Here is a 16760-nt window from a genome sequence, read left to right as displayed (position 1 = left end):
TCGAGCCATTGAACTCACAGCTCATAGCGGAACTTGCCGCGACTGCATGTCCGCTTCGTGCCCAAGCTGTTCTAAAACTATTTTGCTCGCTTGAAATGCCAAGAACAGGGCTGGAAAAAGTGTAAGTAAACCGGGAAACTGGACCATCCATTTTCAGAGCTCTTCCGGCATATTGACTATGTCTTTGAGCAAGATTGCCAGCGAGGTTGTGACCGATAACACTCAGGCGTATTAAAGACGCTGGAAACTTTACGTCCCCGGCTCCACCTCGGTAGCATGCCTGTTGGTCTTGATTCGCGGTACTTTCAAGCTTCATAATTTCCACCATACGCTCCGAACGGGAGCGTTTTTTATTTCTGAAGCAGGGTATCTGGTTTTTTATCGTAGTTAACGCCTCCCGCTGCCAGTCTGGCTATTTCATATGCACCTGCCGGAGAACCCCATGACCTGGAAAACCACAGCCGAGCAAAACGCCATCATCGAGTGGAAGGGCAGCCATCTCGTGGTCAATGCGTTTGCCGGCACAGGAAAAACCTCCACGTTAGTGAACTACGCTGAAGCCAACCCGGAAAGTAAAATGCTTTACCTTGCCTACAACCGCGCTGTGCGGGATGAGGCTGAACGCAAATTTCCCTATAACGTAGAGTGTAAAACGTCGCATCAGCTGGCATGGGCACGTTTCGGGAAACATTTCCGTGACCGGCTGACAGCCAGTCTGCGCATTACGGATGTGGCCAGAAAGCTCAACACCCGCCACTGGCCGCTGGCCAGACTGGCGCTCAGCGGGCTGAACATGTTCCTCTGCAGCGCAGACCCCGATCCTGGGCTGATGCATCTGCCCGCTGAGGATGATCGCCACGGTCTCGATGCAGGTAAAATTCTGGGGGCAATTCAGATCCTCTGGTATGAAATGAGCCGTACTGATTCAGTCTTTCCCGTCACGCACGACACCTACCTTAAACTGTTCCAGCTTTCTCATCCTGACCTGTCAAAACGCTGGGATACCATCCTCTTCGATGAGGCCCAGGACGCCAATCCGGTGACCAGTGCGTTTGTACTGAATCAGCCCTGCCGGGTCATTCTGGTCGGCGACCGTTACCAGCAGATATACCGGTTTCGCGGAGCAGATAATGCACTCAGCGCCCCGCAGCTGGCGAAGGCAGACCGGTTGTGGCTGACAGCAAGTTTTCGGTTTGGCCCTGAGGTCGCGCGGATCGCTAACATCCTGCTTGAACGTGCCGGAGAGGAAAAGCGCGTGACAGGTAACGGAGGCCAGGATGCTGTCGTCAGCAGCCTTCCGGCAGGGGCTGAGCACATTGCTGTACTGAGCCGTACGGTGTCCGGCGTGATCGGCAGCGCCCTGACGGCGAGCCTTATGGAGAAAAAGGTCTTCTGGGTCGGGGGGATTGAAGGCTATAAAACGGAAGAGCTGGAAGACCTGTACTGGTTCTCGGCCGATATGCCTGAAAAGATGCAGTCCCCGCGCCTCAGCCGGGACTACCGGGATTTTGACGAGTACTGCTCGATAGCCAAAGCCACCCAGGACGTGGAGATGAATCAGGCTATTCGCCTGCTCGATGACTTTTTCCCGCTTCCGCAAAAACTGGCCATTATGCGCCGTCAGGTAGTCACTCATGAAAAAGACGCTCAGGTCACGGTTTCCACCGCACACCGTAGCAAAGGGCTGGAATGGCCGGTGGTAATGCTCAGTGAGGATTTTACAGACATTACCGATCCGCTCCTCTCGCAGGAAGAGCGGCAGGATGAGACTAACCTGTTGTATGTGGCTGTCACCCGGGCAAGAGAGACGCTTGTGCTTAACGAGCTGATGCGCTGGCTCAGCGAGGCCGATGATGAAAACGGCAGCGAAGCCGGTGAGGGTGAGGATTAGAACGATGCCGTTATGCCCGGCGACACGGGAGAAACTTCCGGGACTGAATAACTGGTTTTTCATGGTGTGGCGCAGGGAGGGTCATAACACTGAGCAGCCCTGTACCAGGAGAACATTATGCTCAGCAGAATCCGGACCCTGAGGTCTCTGTTTTCAAAAGGCGAACCAGAAGCAGTACATCCTATATCCACAGTCACGCCTGTCGGCTACCACGCCCCGCGTGAGGCCAGCAGGCTGTGCGCCAGCCCGCTACGTGAAACCTGCCTGCAGCAATTGTGGGAGAACTGTTCTCTGCCCGCAGACATCTATCAGCAACTCTATTTGGCACCTCTTAATGGTTTATTAGCCAGGGTACAGAATGTGCCGGCCGCACAAAAGGGAAGGTGGTCACAGTCAGACGGTTTCGGCGACCTTACGCTGCAGTTCACGACCTGTGCGGTCAGGCTGGCAAAAGGGTACATGTTCCCCCCCGGCGCGGCACCGGAAGAGCAGGCAGCGCAGAATGTGATGTGGAATGCGGTGATTTACTGGTCGGCGCTGTTCTGGCACCTGCCTCTTCTTGCGACTCTGGAGGGGGAGTTGCTTGACGGTAAAAGCTGGCTTCCGGGAATGACCGTTCCGGACTCGCCTTATCGTTTCCGGTTCCGGGAGGCAGAGAACGCATCAGCGTTTGCGGCGCTTGCCGCCGGGCAACTTATGCCGGCAGAGGCAACGGGCTGGCTGGCAGAGAATCCCGGGGCACTGGGCAACCTGGCCGGCGCGCTCTGGAATCAGCATCCGGGCATGCCATTGATACGCAGTCTGATGAAGCAGGCTGCAGAGAAAACAGATTCTCCTCTAATAGAGTCGGAGACTGACGAAGTAGTAAATACCTTAGCAGGTGGACTATATGGAGATAAAACCACGGTTCAGACGATACACACTTCGATTTTATCCCCGGACGTTTCTTCTCAACAATCAGATACGAATACGGCAGATGCTTTAGCGGCTCCGGCAATTTTTGATCTTGCTTCCAGTATTGAGCCGGCTTCTCAAACTGACAGCCTTTTGTCAGATGACCTCAGCGATTCCGGATCAGAAAGCCCTGCCAACGAGACAGTAATGACGGCAGTTGCTGACGACACTGACGTGCTTTTATCTCTGTTTGAAGTACCGGAAAAGATGGCAACAGACGGTGATAGCAGTGAGGCTTTACCTGAAGAGCCCTTCTCTGAAAACGAGAAAAATTCTCCATCATACCCCACTGAAAATACTGAATTTTCTGAAAGTCCAGACAGTCATTCCACAGAGGAAAACTCAGAACATTCTGCAGTTGCTTTTGTTAACAAATGTGATGAAAGATTACATTCCGCATCCGGGGCAGTCAGCGGTACTGAAGAAGTGGAAGGAACGCGTTTTTTTGACTGGCTTCGGGAAGGGATCAACCGGGGAGAGATCGCTTTTAATGGTAAAGATGACAAAGTTCACATTATTGCCGGTTACGTCTTTTTACCCGTCCCCGGCATTTTTTTTGACTACCTTAAGGCCACCGGCTCCACAGATAATCGGGAGAAAGTTCAGTCGTCTTTTGAGCAACTTAATTTACATAAACGTCGGGATAACAGGAGGTTTTACTTCGCTCAGTTGTTCGATACCCCCGATAAATCAGGCAAGTTTAAACGGATGAAAGGCTATCTGGTTAAAAGCAGACAGGTATTCAGAAAGACAATCCCTCAGGACAGTCAGTTCCTTTTGTTTCCCTGACCGTAATCGCGGTCTGACATCTGGTGCGTATCTGTAACTTTGAGAGGAATGGAAAATGAACGAAATGAACGCTGACTGGCTATGGAAAGAACTTCTGGATGAATATTTTTTCTGTAAGTCGCTACGTGAAGACACAGAATGGAGTTATCAGAAAGTGGTTCGCGGGTTCAGAAAGCATATCGGGGAAGCGCGGGCACCTTACAGTATAACCAGTCGTGAAGTACTTGAGTGGCGAAGACACGTATTAAAAAAACAGGGCCTGTCAGCACATACCTGGAACAATAAGGTCACTCACATGCGCGCACTGTATAATTTTGCCATTACTTCTCAACTGACGGACTTTACAAAAAATCCCTTCAGCGGCGTTTCGGTTAAACATGACAAGAAAAGGAAAAAGACGCTCACCAAAAACCAGATGACAAAGATCTGGCTGACCATGCAGCAGTTTTCTTCTGAACAAATGTCCGAATCAAAATGTGCAATACGCCCTGTGTGGTACTGGCTGGCAGTTCTGGACACGCTGCGTTATACAGGGATGCGCCAGAATCAATTGCTGCACATTCGTCTGAAAGACGTCTGTCTTGAGGATGGCTGGATTGAGCTGAGAACAGAAGGCAGCAAAACCTATCGTGAGTGGCGGGTACCCGTTGTCAGCCATTTACGTCCGCGCCTAGAGGGATTGCTGCAACGTGCAAGAGACTGCGGTGCCGGCAACAATGACGCGCTGTTTCATTATGAGAGATTTGTGTCTTCGCCTGCTGACAGGGCATCTCTTTCTGAAAAGCCCTCGCTGCAGCCATTACGTTCATTTTTCCGGCGTCTCTCAAAAGAGTGCGGATTTGACATTTCACCCCACCGGTTCAGGCATACGCTTGCCACAACACTGATGAGCTCCCCTGAACGAAACCTGCAACTGGTTAAGGGATTGCTGGGGCATCGTAATGTGAGCACTACGATGGAATACGTTGATATCAGTATGGATATTGTCAGTAAGGCGCTGGAGAAAGAAATGGCGCTTTACACCGATAAGGCTGAAGAGATGTTTTACAATGGTTGACATTCAGTCACGTCATTGTAATTATTCACAGTGATCGAGAAAAGGGAGCCTGCGGGTAACAGGCTCCCTAACCGAGAGGGTAACTTCTTGATGTATGCTGATGTGAGGATCAACATCAACAAGTACCACTCCCGTTAAACGCCCGTCAGTTTTCTCACCTCTGACCAGCGTGCTTCGAATAGTGGTGCCCGGAGGCGGAATCGAACCACCGACACGGGGATTTTCAATCCCCTGCTCTACCGACTGAGCTATCCGGGCAACGGGGCGCATTAAAACCGATCCGCCTCGTTTCGTCAACGAAATTTCTTCAATTCAACGCAGACTGCACAATCTATCACCACTTTGCTGTTATTGCACGCATTCTCAAGCGAAATACGCGGTCCAGGCGGCGGAAAGCGGCATGGCGAGGAGCAGCGCCGGGAGCATATTGACCACGGCAAACATCTTAATCCCGCAGATGCGTAAACCGGTGGCGACCAGCAATAATCCCCCGACTGAACTGAAATCGGCCATCATTGCGGGGGTAGTGAGCGGCAATATCAGCGCCGCGCAGGTTGCCAGTGAAAGCTGGATGAGCAGCATCGGAGCCGAGATAGCCGACACGGCGATACCCAGCGAGCAGGCGAAGATCATGGCGGTAAAGAAATCGAGGAAGGATTTAGCAATCAGGATGCTCGGATCGCCGGTCATTCCTTCGCGCATTGCCCCAAAAATCCCCGTACCGCTGGCACAGAAAAGGACAATGATGGCGACATAATTCTGGATAAACGATTCATGGGGCGGCTTTTTACCCGACCGCATAAAGAGTGTCTGCGCTTTGGCGACGGCGGTGTTGATCCCCTTTTCCAGATAGCAAAACTCACCAATTAACGCGCCGACCAGCGTTGCCAGCACCATAACCGGAAGATTGGCGCATTTGACCACCAGTAAGATACCAATGCCAAGCGACGCGAGACCGAAAATAGAGGTCATGGAGACACGAATCCGTTCCGGTAAACGTTGGCTAAGAAGGGCGCCAATAACACCACCCGCCAAAACGGCGCTGGCGTTAATAAAAGGTCCGATTACCACGTAAGCTCCTGCTAATTATTTTGTCAGATTGCATTATTATGACCTGATTCTCATTTACCGTGTTGTTTAACCGCAACAAGTGTGCATAAGAATTAAATCTTGCCCCCCCTGGTTAAAGGTGCCATGATTGCGCGAATTTTCTCCAGTCTGTTCGGGGCCGCATGGGATGAACGCAACACCTTCACATCGCCTTTCGCATCGCCGCTTAGCGCGATGGCTGCCCCTTCTCGTTATTCCTTCCCTCTTACTCACCATGCGGTGAGGGCAACGTATGCTCACTGCAGGACAACAGTAAAATCAGAAGCGGTCTGCTTTTACTGATGTCTGGCGGTCGGAGCTGGTGACCAGTTTGACCTAAACATCTCGTGGGGCAGGGCAATGTGCCTTGTCCGGGACTCTTATTCTCCCGAAACGGGTTTTTGCGCTTATGAAATCAATGAACATTGCCGCCAGTAGTGAACTGGTTTCTCGTTTATCTACTCATCGCGGCGTTGTGGCGCTGGACAGTACCGACTTTACCGATGTCGCTGCCGTCGTCATGACCGTTGCCGATAGCCGTAGCGGCATTCTTGCGCTACTCAAACGCACGGGCTTTCATCTGCCGGTCTTTATTCTCACCGAAGAGAACATCGCTTTACCCGCAGGCGCGACGGCCGTTATTCGCGGCAATGCGCAGGAGTGGCTGGAGCTGGAATCTACCGCCTGCCTGTATGAGGAAGACCTTCTGCCGCCGTTTTACGACACGCTAACGCAGTATGTGGAAATGAAGAACAGCACGTTCGCCTGCCCGGGACATCAGCACGGCGCGTTCTTTAAAAAGCATCCCGCCGGACGTCATTTCTATGACTTTTTTGGCGAAAATGTTTTTCGTGCCGACATGTGCAATGCCGACGTGAAATTGGGGGATTTGCTGATTCATGAGGGGTCAGCCAAACATGCGCAGAAGTTTGCCGCCAAAGTCTTCCACGCCGATAAAACCTATTTCGTTCTGAACGGCACGTCAGCGGCGAATAAAGTGGTCACCAATGCGCTGCTGACGCGGGGCGATCTGGTACTGTTCGATCGCAACAACCACAAATCGAATCACCACGGCGCGCTGATTCAGGCGGGAGCCACCCCGGTGTATCTGGAGGCTGCCCGTAATCCGTTTGGTTTTATCGGCGGGATTGATGAACACTGCTTTGATGAAGCGTATCTGCGCGAACAGATCCGCGACGTAGCAGCCGAAAAGGCGCAATTGCCGCGCCCCTTCCGGCTGGCAATCATCCAGTTGGGAACCTACGATGGCACGATCTACAACGCCCGTCAGGTGATCGACAAAATCGGTCATCTCTGTGACTACATCCTGTTTGATTCAGCCTGGGTCGGCTATGAGCAGTTTATCCCGATGATGGCCGACGGCTCGCCGCTGCTGCTGGAGCTCAACGAAAACGATCCGGGTATTTTCGTCACCCAGTCGGTGCATAAACAGCAGGCCGGGTTCTCGCAGACCTCGCAGATCCACAAGAAAGACAACCATATTCGTGGTCAGGCGCGTTTCTGCCCGCATAAGCGGCTGAACAACGCGTTCATGCTGCACGCTTCAACCAGTCCGTTCTACCCGCTGTTTGCCGCGCTGGACGTCAATGCCAAAATCCACGAAGGGGAGAGTGGTCGACGCCTGTGGGCAGAGTGCGTGACGCTGGGGATCGAGGCGCGTAAGGCGATCCTGACCCATTGTAAGCTGCTTGCGCCGTTCATTCCGCCGGTTGTGGATGATAAGGCGTGGCAGTCGTATCCCACTGAGGTGATTGCCCGCGAGCGGCGTTTCTTCAGCTTTGCGCCGGGCGCGAAATGGCACGGCTTCGAAGGGTATGCCGACGATCAGTATTTTGTCGATCCGTGCAAGCTGCTGCTCACCACGCCGGGTATTGATGCGCAGACCGGGCGTTATACCGATTTTGGTATTCCGGCCACCATTCTGGCCCACTACCTGCGTGAAAACGGTATTGTGCCGGAGAAGTGCGATCTCAACTCGATTCTGTTCCTGCTGACGCCCGCCGAGAGTCCGGAAAAGATGGCGCATCTGACGGCGATGCTGGCGCAGTTCGAACAGCATATTGAAGACGACACGCCGCTTGCGCAGGTGCTCCCGACTATCTTCAATAAATATCCGGTGCGCTATCGCGACTACACCCTGCGCGAACTGTGTCAGGAGATGCACGATCTGTACGTCAGTTTTGACGTGAAGGATCTGCAAAAAGCGATGTTCCGTCAGGAGAGTTTCCCGACGGTGGCGCTGAACCCACAGGATGCCCACAGCGCTTTTATTCGTGGTGACGTTGAACTGGTGCGCATTCGTGATGCCGAAGGCCGTATCGCCGCGGAAGGAGCGCTACCGTACCCTCCTGGCGTACTGTGCGTGGTGCCGGGCGAAGTCTGGGGCGGTGCGGTGCAGCGTTATTTCCTGACGCTGGAAGAAGGGGTCAACATGCTGCCGGGCTTCTCTCCGGAGTTGCAGGGCGTTTACAGTGAAACCGACGCCGATGGCATTAAGCGGTTGTACGGGTATGTTTTGAAGTAATCGAAGGAGAATGCCGGATAGCGCTTGCGCTTATCCGGCCTGGTGTTCGGTGTGCCGGATAAGACGCGAAAGCGTCACCATCCGGCAGAGAGATTAATGTGCGACGGTCTGCGTGCCGGTCGGGACGCGAACGTGCTTGTACTTAAACAGCGCCACGAAGGCAAAGGCCAGAACCAGTGAGTAGCCGGCAAAAATCAGCCACACGGTCTGCCAGTCGGTAATGCCGTTCAGGGTGTAATGCTCCACCACTTTCCCGCTTACCACGCCGCCGAGGATACAGCCGAAGCCGTTGGTCATCATCAGGAACATGCCCTGCGCACTGGCGCGGATTTCCGGGCGAACTTCTTTCTCAACGAACACCGAACCGGAGATGTTGAAGAAGTCGAAGGCGCAACCGTAAACAATCATCGACAGAACCAGCAGCACGGTACCAAACGGGCTCGGGTCGCCGTAGGCGAACAGGCCGAAGCGCAACATCCACGCCACGATACTGATCAGCATGACGTTCTTGATCCCGTAACGGCTGAGGAAGAACGGAATGGTCAGGATGAACAGGGTTTCGGAGATCTGCGAGATCGACATCATCACCGACGCGTGCTCAACGATAAAGCTTCCGGAGAACAGCGGGTTGTTGTCGAAGCTGTGCAGGAAGGTGTTCCCGAACATGTTGGTAATTTGCAGTTCTGCGCCGAGCATCATCGAGAAGATGAAGAAGATCGCCATGCGCTTGTTTTTAAACAGTGCGAAGGCATCCAGACCCAGCATAGAAGTCCAGCTTTGATTCTTCTGCTGATTCGCCACCGGAATGTGCGGCAGGGTCAACGTAAACACCACCAGTACCACAGAGAGCGCCGCGCCAATATACAGCTGCATATGGCTCAGTTCGAAACCGGAGAAGCTCACGGCCCACATGGCGGCGATGAAACCGATGGTGCCCCAGATACGAATCGGCGGGAAGTCGGTAACAATGTCCATACCGGCGTTCTGCAAGCGGTAATAGGAAATGGTGTTGATCAGCCCAAGCGTTGGCATATATGCCAGCGAGTTAAGCAGGATCACAAAGAACATCGCTCCCGGCGTGGTGACTTCGGCGGCGATGAACAGCGTCACCGCACCCACCACGTGACAGATGGCGTAGACCCACTTTGCACTGAGCCATTTGTCCGCCACGATCCCCAAAAGGGTCGGCATCAGAACCGCCGCGATCCCCAGCGAGCTGTAGACAGCACCAATAGAAGCACCGTCAAATTTGAGGGTGACAAACATATAGGAGCCGAGGGTGGTCAGCCAACTTCCCCACAGGCAGAACTGCAGAAAGGAGAGTATTTTCAGCTGCAGCTTAAGATTCATGTTAATTTCCTCACACAGGAAGGCGAATGGATGTTTCGATTGGCACAAATGCCGTGACTGTATGATGTGATTCTATCAACGACGATGGGTGATTTTTTGTTACCTGTGACAAATAATTGCAAAACAATACCTTTTTGCAATGCGAAAGGGTGATGGTTATCACGCTTTTGGATCGCCCGCTCGCCGTTTTACCGGGAGCGGGGAAGAGAAGGATCAGTTCCGCCGATAGGTTTTTTGCGCGGAATTGACTTTATACAGGTAGCGGCGCGACTCAGAAGAGGGGTGACGCGTGGTTAACGTCTGGTACACATCCCCTGGCGTCATGCTGTTGATGATATTCGCGGCCTGCACTTTATCACTGGAGAAGACGCGCAGTACGCTGCCCGCCCCGCCATTGTAAGCGGTAATCACCGCATAGCGCCGCGAGGTAGGGTTATCGATTCCGCCCAGATAGACATTATTGAGCATCGCCAGATACGCGGTGCCGGTATCAATGTTGCTGGCCGGATCGAACAGTTCACTGCGGCTCGGCGTACCGGAGCGGCCCTGCGAACGATAAACGTCTTTCCCGGCGGTATGCTGAACCACCTGCATCAGACCCAGCGCATCAGAACGGCTCACGGCGTACGGGTTGAAGGACGACTCCGTTTGCATAATCGCCAGAATCAGCGACTCATCAATGCCATATTTATGGGAAGCCTTGCGCACCATGCCGAGGTATTTATGCGCACGTTTATCCAGGTGATTCGGCACCAGGTTAATCGTCACGCTGAAAATCATACGGATCCCGTTGCTGCGACTTTTCATCCGCGTTTGCAGCAGGTAATCGGCGAAGTTCGTCGCCCGGCCTTCCCAGCGGATTGGTTGTCCGGTGTGATCGAGCACCTGGCCGTACAGGAACGGCTCTCGGGAGATCTGTATGTCATCGACGTCAGAGTAGAGGTCGACGGAGGTGGGATCGTCACCCATCAGCAGCGTTTTAATGATGGCGCGACGCAAGTGTGCTGCAGGTTCCGTCCCGGCGATGGTCTCAACGGTAATGGTCCCGTCGTCAAAGTTGATATGGCTGCGGGTCTGGTACTGATCGGTATACTTCACGTAGTCCTTCGGACCGGCGATCAGCACTTCCTGATAGCCCCACAGATTTTCAATGTTGTGGGCAAACTGCCCCATCAGAATGTCAAAACCGTTGGTATCCTTGACCCAGGCTTCATTATAAGAATCGCCTTTTTTGGTCGAGCTGGAACAGGAGATAAGCAACGGTGCAATAACGGCAAGCGCGAGAAATTTTTTCATCATTCCGGGAGTGCGTGTTGTGTTTGTCGTTGTGCGGTGTTGCCGGACAGCGTTGAACCATCCGGCAACGTGCTTATTTTTTATCTTCCGGCGTATAACCTTCGATATGCACGTCTTTACCTTCAAACAGGAAGTTGATCATCTCCTGCTCCAGCAGTTTGCGATGCTCGACGTTCATCATATTGAGTTTCTTTTCGTTGATAAGCATGGTCTGCTTGTGCTGCCACTGCGCCCACGCTTCTTTTGAAATCTCGTTATAAATGCGTTTCCCCAGTTCGCCCGGGTACAGCTGGAAATCCTGTCCTTCTGCTTCACGCTGCAGGAAAGTGCAAAAAATCGTTCTGCTCATAACTCATCCTCTTCATCGTCCGGTGCGTTAAACGGGGGCACCGGTACGTAACTGCTGTAATAAACGCTCCACCGGAGCCGCCAGGCCAACAGATGGCGGTTGCGCTAAGTTATACCAGAGCGCGTTGCCTTCATCCATGCATGAACCGCATGAAGACACCGTAAGCCACATAGGCACAATATCCAGATGGAAATGGCTGAACGTATGGCGAAACGCGTTAAGTTGGGTCAAATTATCAGCGTTCACATGCCGTTGCGCCAGCCATTCCCGTAATTCCTCTTCACTGGCAAACTGCGGAAAACAGAATAACCCGCCCCACAATCCGCTTGGCGGGCGCTGTGCCAGTAAAACGTCGTCCTGGTGTTGCAGCAGCAGAAAATAGCCTGTCCGCTCAGGCAGCGTCTGTTTCGGTTTCTTGCCGGGGTAAAGTGACCAGCTGTCATTCGCACAGGCGACACAACCGTTCTGCAACGGGCACAGCGAGCATTTCGGTTTTGAGCGCGTACACACCATCGCGCCTAAATCCATCATCGCCTGGTTAAAACGCTCCACACCTTTCACCGGCGTAACGTGCTCGCTCAGATCCCAGAGCTTTTTCTCAACCTCTTTTTTACCCGGCCAGCCGCTAACAGCATAGCAGCGCGCCAGCACGCGTTTAACGTTGCCATCAAGAATCGGAAAAGGTTTACCCAGCGAGAGTGACAGTACGGCGCCAGCGGTTGAACGCCCGACGCCGGGGAGCGCCGCCACGTCTTCAAAGGTTTCCGGGAACACGCCGTTATGCTGTGTGGCGACCTGTTGCGCCGCCTTGTGCAGATTGCGCGCCCGGGCGTAGTAACCGAGCCCCGTCCACAGGTGGAGCACTTCGTCCAGCGGCGCGTTGGCGAGATCGGTCACCGTCGGGAAATGGGCCATAAACCGTTCAAAGTAAGGAATGACCGTCGTCACCTGGGTCTGTTGCAGCATCACTTCTGAGAGCCATACTTTGTAAGGCGTCTTATCAATTTGCCAGGGCAGGGTTTTTCGCCCGTATTTATCGTACCAGTCCAGAACCTGGGCTGAAAATTGAGACGCTTGCATGGTCACCGAATTCATTATGGTTGGGGGCAAGATTGCAGCACAGAGGCAACAGGGTGTAAACCGGAACTTTCCGCAGCGTGAGCGCTTCCTTTACTTGCATCCGGCAACTAACTTTGGATAATGCCCGTTTTCAGACCTCAACCACAAGCAGACTTAACTTTTATGAAAAACGACGTTATCTCACCGGAATTTGATGAAAACGGCCGTCCACTGCGCCGGATTCGTAGTTTTGTTCGTCGCCAGGGGCGACTGACCAAAGGGCAGGAGCACGCGCTGGAAAACTACTGGCCGGTGATGGGCGTTGAATTCAGCGAAGAGCCGGTGGATTTCGCGACGTTGTTTGGCCGTGAAGCGCCGGTCACGCTGGAGATTGGCTTCGGTATGGGCGCTTCTCTGGTGGCGATGGCGAAAGCGCGTCCGGAGCAAAATTTCCTCGGTATTGAAGTTCACTCACCAGGCGTGGGCGCATGTCTGGCGTCGGCGCATGAAGAGGGCGTTGAGAACCTGCGCGTGATGTGTCATGACGCGGTCGAAGTACTGCATAAAATGATTCCTGACAATTCTTTAACGATGGTTCAGCTCTTTTTCCCTGACCCGTGGCACAAAGCACGTCATAATAAACGCCGTATCGTTCAGGTACCGTTTGCCGAGCTGGTCAAAAGCAAACTGAAACTGGGCGGCGTGTTCCACATGGCGACTGACTGGGAAGCCTATGCAGAGCACATGCTTGAAGTGATGTCCTCCATTGACGGGTATAAAAACCTGTCGGAGAGTAACGATTACGTACCGCGCCCACCATCGCGCCCGGTAACCAAATTTGAACAACGTGGCCATCGTCTTGGTCACGGCGTATGGGACTTAATGTTCGAGAGGGTGAAATAATGGCAAAGAACCGTAGCCGTCGTCTGCGTAAAAAAATGCACATCGACGAATTCCAGGAATTAGGATTTTCGGTGGCATGGCGTTTCCCGGAAGGCACATCTGAAGAGCAGGTTGATAAAATCGTTGATGACTTTATCAATGACGTTATTGAACCGAACAAACTGGCCTTTGACGGCAGCGGTTATCTGGCCTGGGAAGGTCTGATCTGCATGCAGGAAATCGGCAAATGCACTGAAGAGCATCAGGCGATTGTGCGTAAGTGGCTGGAAGAACACAAACTTGAAGAAGTGCGTACCAGCGAACTTTTCGACGTTTGGTGGGACTAACTACGCATACGGGGCCAGCATTTGCTGGCCCGATTTGTCTTGAGGGAAAGTTATGATGCGCAAAACGCTGCTGGCGGCAGCCCTTTCTGTAACGGCGATGGCCGCTCATGCAGACTACCAGTGCAGCGTCACGCCGCGTGACGATGTGATTCTGAGCCCGCAAACGGTGCAGGTGAAGGGTGAAAACGGCAACCTGGTGATCACGCCGGACGGCAATGTGATATACAACGGTAAGCAGTACACGCTGAGCGCCGCACAGCGCGAGCAGGCGAAAGATTACCAGGCCGAACTGCGCAGCGCGCTGCCGTGGATTGATGAAGGTGCCAGAAATCGTGTCGAAAAAGGGCGCGTGGCACTGGATAAAATTATCGCCAAAGAAGTGGGCGAGAGCAGCAACATGCGGGGTCGTCTGACGAAGCTGGATGCTCAGTTGAAAGAGCAGATGAACCGGATTATCGAGCATCGCACTGACGGCCTGACGTTCCACTACAAGGCTATCGATCAGGTCCGTGCCGACGGTCAGCAACTGGTGAACCAGGCGATGGGCGGCATTTTGCAGGACAGCATCAACGAAATGGGTGCAAAAGCCGTCCTGAAAGGCGGCGGTAACCCGCTGCAGGGCGTACTGGGCAGTCTTGGCGGACTACAGACATCGATTCAGGACGAATGGAAGAAGCAGGAAAAAGATTTCCAGCAGTTCGGTAAAGACGTGTGCAGTCGCGTGGTGACGCTGGAAGATAACCGCAAGGCGCTGGTCAGCACCCTTAAATAAACTTTTCATATAAAACAATGGCACAGATCGCCTCTGTGCCATTTTCTTTTGCCTTTCCACCTCGTTTTGATATCCACCTCTAAATTTAACAATCTGATAGATACATTTGTCTGGTTAATTGGATGAAATCACATTATTCATCTCTGGCATTGGGATAATGCGGCAAATTCACGTAACTGGAGAAATAACATGGAGTTTTTCAGGAAAACGGCACTGGCTGCACTGGTTATGGGCTTCAGCGGCGCGGCGCTCGCCTTACCAAACGTCACTATTTTAGCGACGGGCGGGACGATTGCCGGTGGCGGTGACTCCGCAACCAAATCCAACTATACGGCGGGTAAGGTTGGCGTAGAGAACCTGGTCAGAGCCGTTCCTCAACTTAAGGATATTGCTAACGTTAAGGGCGAACAGGTTGTCAATATTGGTTCACAGGATATGAACGACGACGTCTGGTTAACCCTGGCGAAGAAGATCAATACCGAATGTGACAGCACCGACGGTTTCGTGATTACGCACGGTACTGACACGATGGAAGAGACGGCTTACTTCCTCGATCTGACCGTGAAATGCAACAAGCCGGTGGTACTGGTTGGGGCGATGCGTCCGTCTACCGGAATGAGCGCGGACGGTCCGTTCAACCTCTACAACGCCGTTGTAACGGCAGCGGATAAAGCTTCTGCTAATCGTGGCGTGTTGGTGGTGATGAACGACACTGTGCTTGACGGTCGCGATGTGACCAAGACCAATACCACGGATGTGGCGACCTTCAAATCCGTAAACTACGGACCGCTGGGCTACATTCATAACGGCAAAATCGACTACCAACGTACGCCTGCGCGTAAGCACACCACCTCCACGCCTTTCGACGTTTCTAAGCTGAATGAACTGCCGAAGGTGGGTATCGTCTATAACTACGCGAATGCTTCAGATCTGCCGGCAAAAGCGCTGGTGGATGCGGGTTATGATGGGATTGTGAGCGCTGGTGTGGGTAACGGCAACCTGTACAAAACGGTCTTCGATACGCTGGCAACCGCGGCGCATAAAGGGACGGTTGTGGTGCGTTCTTCCCGCGTACCGACCGGTTCAACCACGCAGGATGCTGAAATTGATGATGCGAAGTACGGTTTCGTTGCCTCTGGTTCCCTGAACCCACAGAAGGCACGTGTGCTGCTGCAACTGGCGTTGACCCAGACCAAAGATCCGAAACAGATCCAGACGATGTTTAATCAGTATTAATCGTTGATGCCCCAGCCAACTGGCTGGGGCAGTTTTCTGAAATATCTCCCTAAACAGTAAATCATTAATCTGCTAACGATCATTTTAATTATGATGGTGGCGGTTAGCATTATTCTGGACGGGAGGTCCGCGAATGTTTCGACAATGGATAGCAGGTGCTGCGTTATTTACGTTGGTTTCAGGTTATAGCTGGGCGGAGGTGGCTCAACCTACCGATTACGTCTTGAAAGAAGCGTTTAGTAAGCAGTACCACGGCGTGCTTAAACTGAATTCTGTCACCTTAAAAAACCTTGATTCCACAGGCAACCAGGCCACCTGGTCTGCGGAGGGGGATATTTCTTCTGGTGATGATCTTTATACCGGCGTTGGTATGGCTGCGGATTATTACTTTGTGGAACGTACCTGGATAAAAGATCGACCGGTAAAATTTTCCGCGATGTTAACCAGCACAGGGACGCCTGCTTCCGGCTGGACGGTTAATTTCTATTCATTGCAAGCGGCAGCCAGCAATGAAGGGCGGATTATTACTGATATTAAAACCAACGATAAATATCTCATCGTGAACGGAGATGATTTTAACTACCGATTCAGTCAAATTGATGCTTCGTATATCACCCAGAAAAAGTCGATTGCCAGCCTCGAAGAACAAATAAAAACGCTGGATAAACAAATTGATGTTGCTCAAAAAAAGGCCGATACCTATTGGGGTAAAGCCTCTGATGGTAAAAAACTGACCCGGGAAGATGCGTTCAAAAAGATGTTTAAAACACGCGATGACTTTGTAAAAGCGAACGACAGCGATGCGTTTGCCGAGAAATATGCAAAAGAAGTTTATCAGCCAGCGTTAGACGCATGTCATAAAAAGAGTGACAGTTGTTATGAAACGGCAATTCAGCAGAAAAGAGATTTCGATATACAAGAGCAAAGACGACAGGTCTTTCTGAAATCGCAAGAACTCAGCCGAAAAGCGCAAAATGACTGGATCGCGTATGAAAAAGGACAGTATCCGCTGAACATAGCCGCCTCTAAACTTCGTATGCAGCAGACGGATCTTCATATCAAGATTGACGATATCAATGAAAGCTATGATCGCTGGAAAAAGGATACCGATGAATTACGACGTCACGGCATTCTCCGGTAACGA

General features: G+C 52.5%; 14 protein-coding genes and 1 tRNA gene. 9 read left to right on the top strand and 6 right to left on the bottom strand.

Translation table 11 applies throughout. From position 1 onward, the window contains the following. Positions 1-442 precede the first annotated feature (442 nt). The 3 genes from WM46_RS15180 (at position 443) to WM46_RS15170 (ending at position 4691) form a co-directional block, all read left to right on the top strand. Positions 443-1891, top strand: a complete 1449-nt coding sequence (locus WM46_RS15180) for a UvrD-helicase domain-containing protein (protein WP_102602694.1) — start codon at positions 443-445, stop codon at positions 1889-1891. A gap of 117 nt (positions 1892-2008) precedes the next feature. Then, positions 2009-3634 (top strand): conjugal transfer nickase/helicase domain-containing protein, encoded by a 1626-nt coding sequence (locus WM46_RS15175; RefSeq protein ID WP_102602693.1) that lies wholly within the window; start codon positions 2009-2011, stop codon positions 3632-3634. A 55-nt stretch (positions 3635-3689) separates the two neighbouring features. Beyond that, a complete protein-coding gene (locus WM46_RS15170) occupies positions 3690-4691 on the top strand; it encodes a tyrosine-type recombinase/integrase (protein ID WP_102602692.1) in 1002 nt (333 codons plus the stop codon). 182 nt (positions 4692-4873) lie between these two features. On the opposite strand, the gene WM46_RS15165 is transcribed toward WM46_RS15170, so the two are convergent. Both WM46_RS15165 and WM46_RS15160 read right to left on the bottom strand, forming a co-directional pair. Next, a tRNA-Phe gene (locus WM46_RS15165) sits at positions 4874-4949 on the bottom strand. Between the two features lie 105 nt (positions 4950-5054). After that, positions 5055-5762, bottom strand: coding sequence for a DUF554 domain-containing protein (locus WM46_RS15160; RefSeq protein WP_061076316.1), 708 nt, complete (start codon positions 5760-5762; stop codon positions 5055-5057). A 427-nt stretch (positions 5763-6189) separates the two neighbouring features. Between WM46_RS15160 and WM46_RS15155 the strand changes: the two genes are divergently transcribed. Further along, positions 6190-8325, top strand: coding sequence for an ornithine decarboxylase (locus tag WM46_RS15155; protein ID WP_102602691.1), 2136 nt, complete (start codon positions 6190-6192; stop codon positions 8323-8325). Between the two features lie 93 nt (positions 8326-8418). On the opposite strand, the gene WM46_RS15150 is transcribed toward WM46_RS15155, so the two are convergent. From WM46_RS15150 to mutY, 4 genes are all read right to left on the bottom strand, one after another. After that, complete coding sequence (locus tag WM46_RS15150) at positions 8419-9675, bottom strand: nucleoside permease (protein WP_061076318.1); 1257 nt, start codon at positions 9673-9675, stop codon at positions 8419-8421. A 213-nt stretch (positions 9676-9888) separates the two neighbouring features. Beyond that, entirely contained in the window at positions 9889-10971 is a 1083-nt protein-coding gene (gene mltC / locus WM46_RS15145) for a membrane-bound lytic murein transglycosylase MltC (protein ID WP_071887622.1), read from the bottom strand. Between the two features lie 73 nt (positions 10972-11044). Next, positions 11045-11320: an oxidative damage protection protein gene (locus WM46_RS15140; RefSeq protein ID WP_042998071.1), complete on the bottom strand. Its 276-nt coding sequence runs from the start codon at positions 11318-11320 to the stop codon at positions 11045-11047. Between the two features lie 27 nt (positions 11321-11347). Continuing rightward, positions 11348-12400, bottom strand: coding sequence for an A/G-specific adenine glycosylase (gene mutY / locus WM46_RS15135; protein WP_102602690.1), 1053 nt, complete (start codon positions 12398-12400; stop codon positions 11348-11350). A gap of 162 nt (positions 12401-12562) precedes the next feature. Here mutY and trmB point away from each other — a divergent pair, with 162 nt between their 5' ends. The 5 genes from trmB (at position 12563) to WM46_RS15105 (ending at position 16757) form a co-directional block, all read left to right on the top strand. Next, positions 12563-13282, top strand: a complete 720-nt coding sequence (gene trmB, locus WM46_RS15125; protein WP_061076321.1) for a tRNA (guanosine(46)-N7)-methyltransferase TrmB — start codon at positions 12563-12565, stop codon at positions 13280-13282. Beyond that, positions 13282-13608: a YggL family protein gene (locus tag WM46_RS15120; protein WP_061076322.1), complete on the top strand. Its 327-nt coding sequence runs from the start codon at positions 13282-13284 to the stop codon at positions 13606-13608. The genes trmB and WM46_RS15120 overlap by 1 nt, the downstream gene beginning before the upstream one ends. 52 nt (positions 13609-13660) lie before the next feature. Next, positions 13661-14380 (top strand): DUF2884 domain-containing protein, encoded by a 720-nt coding sequence (locus WM46_RS15115; protein WP_061076323.1) that lies wholly within the window; start codon positions 13661-13663, stop codon positions 14378-14380. Positions 14381-14569: 189 nt separating this feature from the next. Further along, complete coding sequence (ansB, locus tag WM46_RS15110; protein WP_061076324.1) at positions 14570-15616, top strand: L-asparaginase 2; 1047 nt, start codon at positions 14570-14572, stop codon at positions 15614-15616. A 133-nt stretch (positions 15617-15749) separates the two neighbouring features. Continuing rightward, complete coding sequence (locus WM46_RS15105) at positions 15750-16757, top strand: DUF1202 family protein (RefSeq protein ID WP_102602689.1); 1008 nt, start codon at positions 15750-15752, stop codon at positions 16755-16757. Positions 16758-16760 lie beyond the last annotated feature (3 nt).

Source organism: Citrobacter freundii complex sp. CFNIH2, from assembly GCF_002880615.1.
Lineage (GTDB): Bacteria > Pseudomonadota > Gammaproteobacteria > Enterobacterales > Enterobacteriaceae > Citrobacter_A > Citrobacter_A amalonaticus_F.
This window is presented reverse-complemented; position numbering and strand designations above follow the sequence as displayed.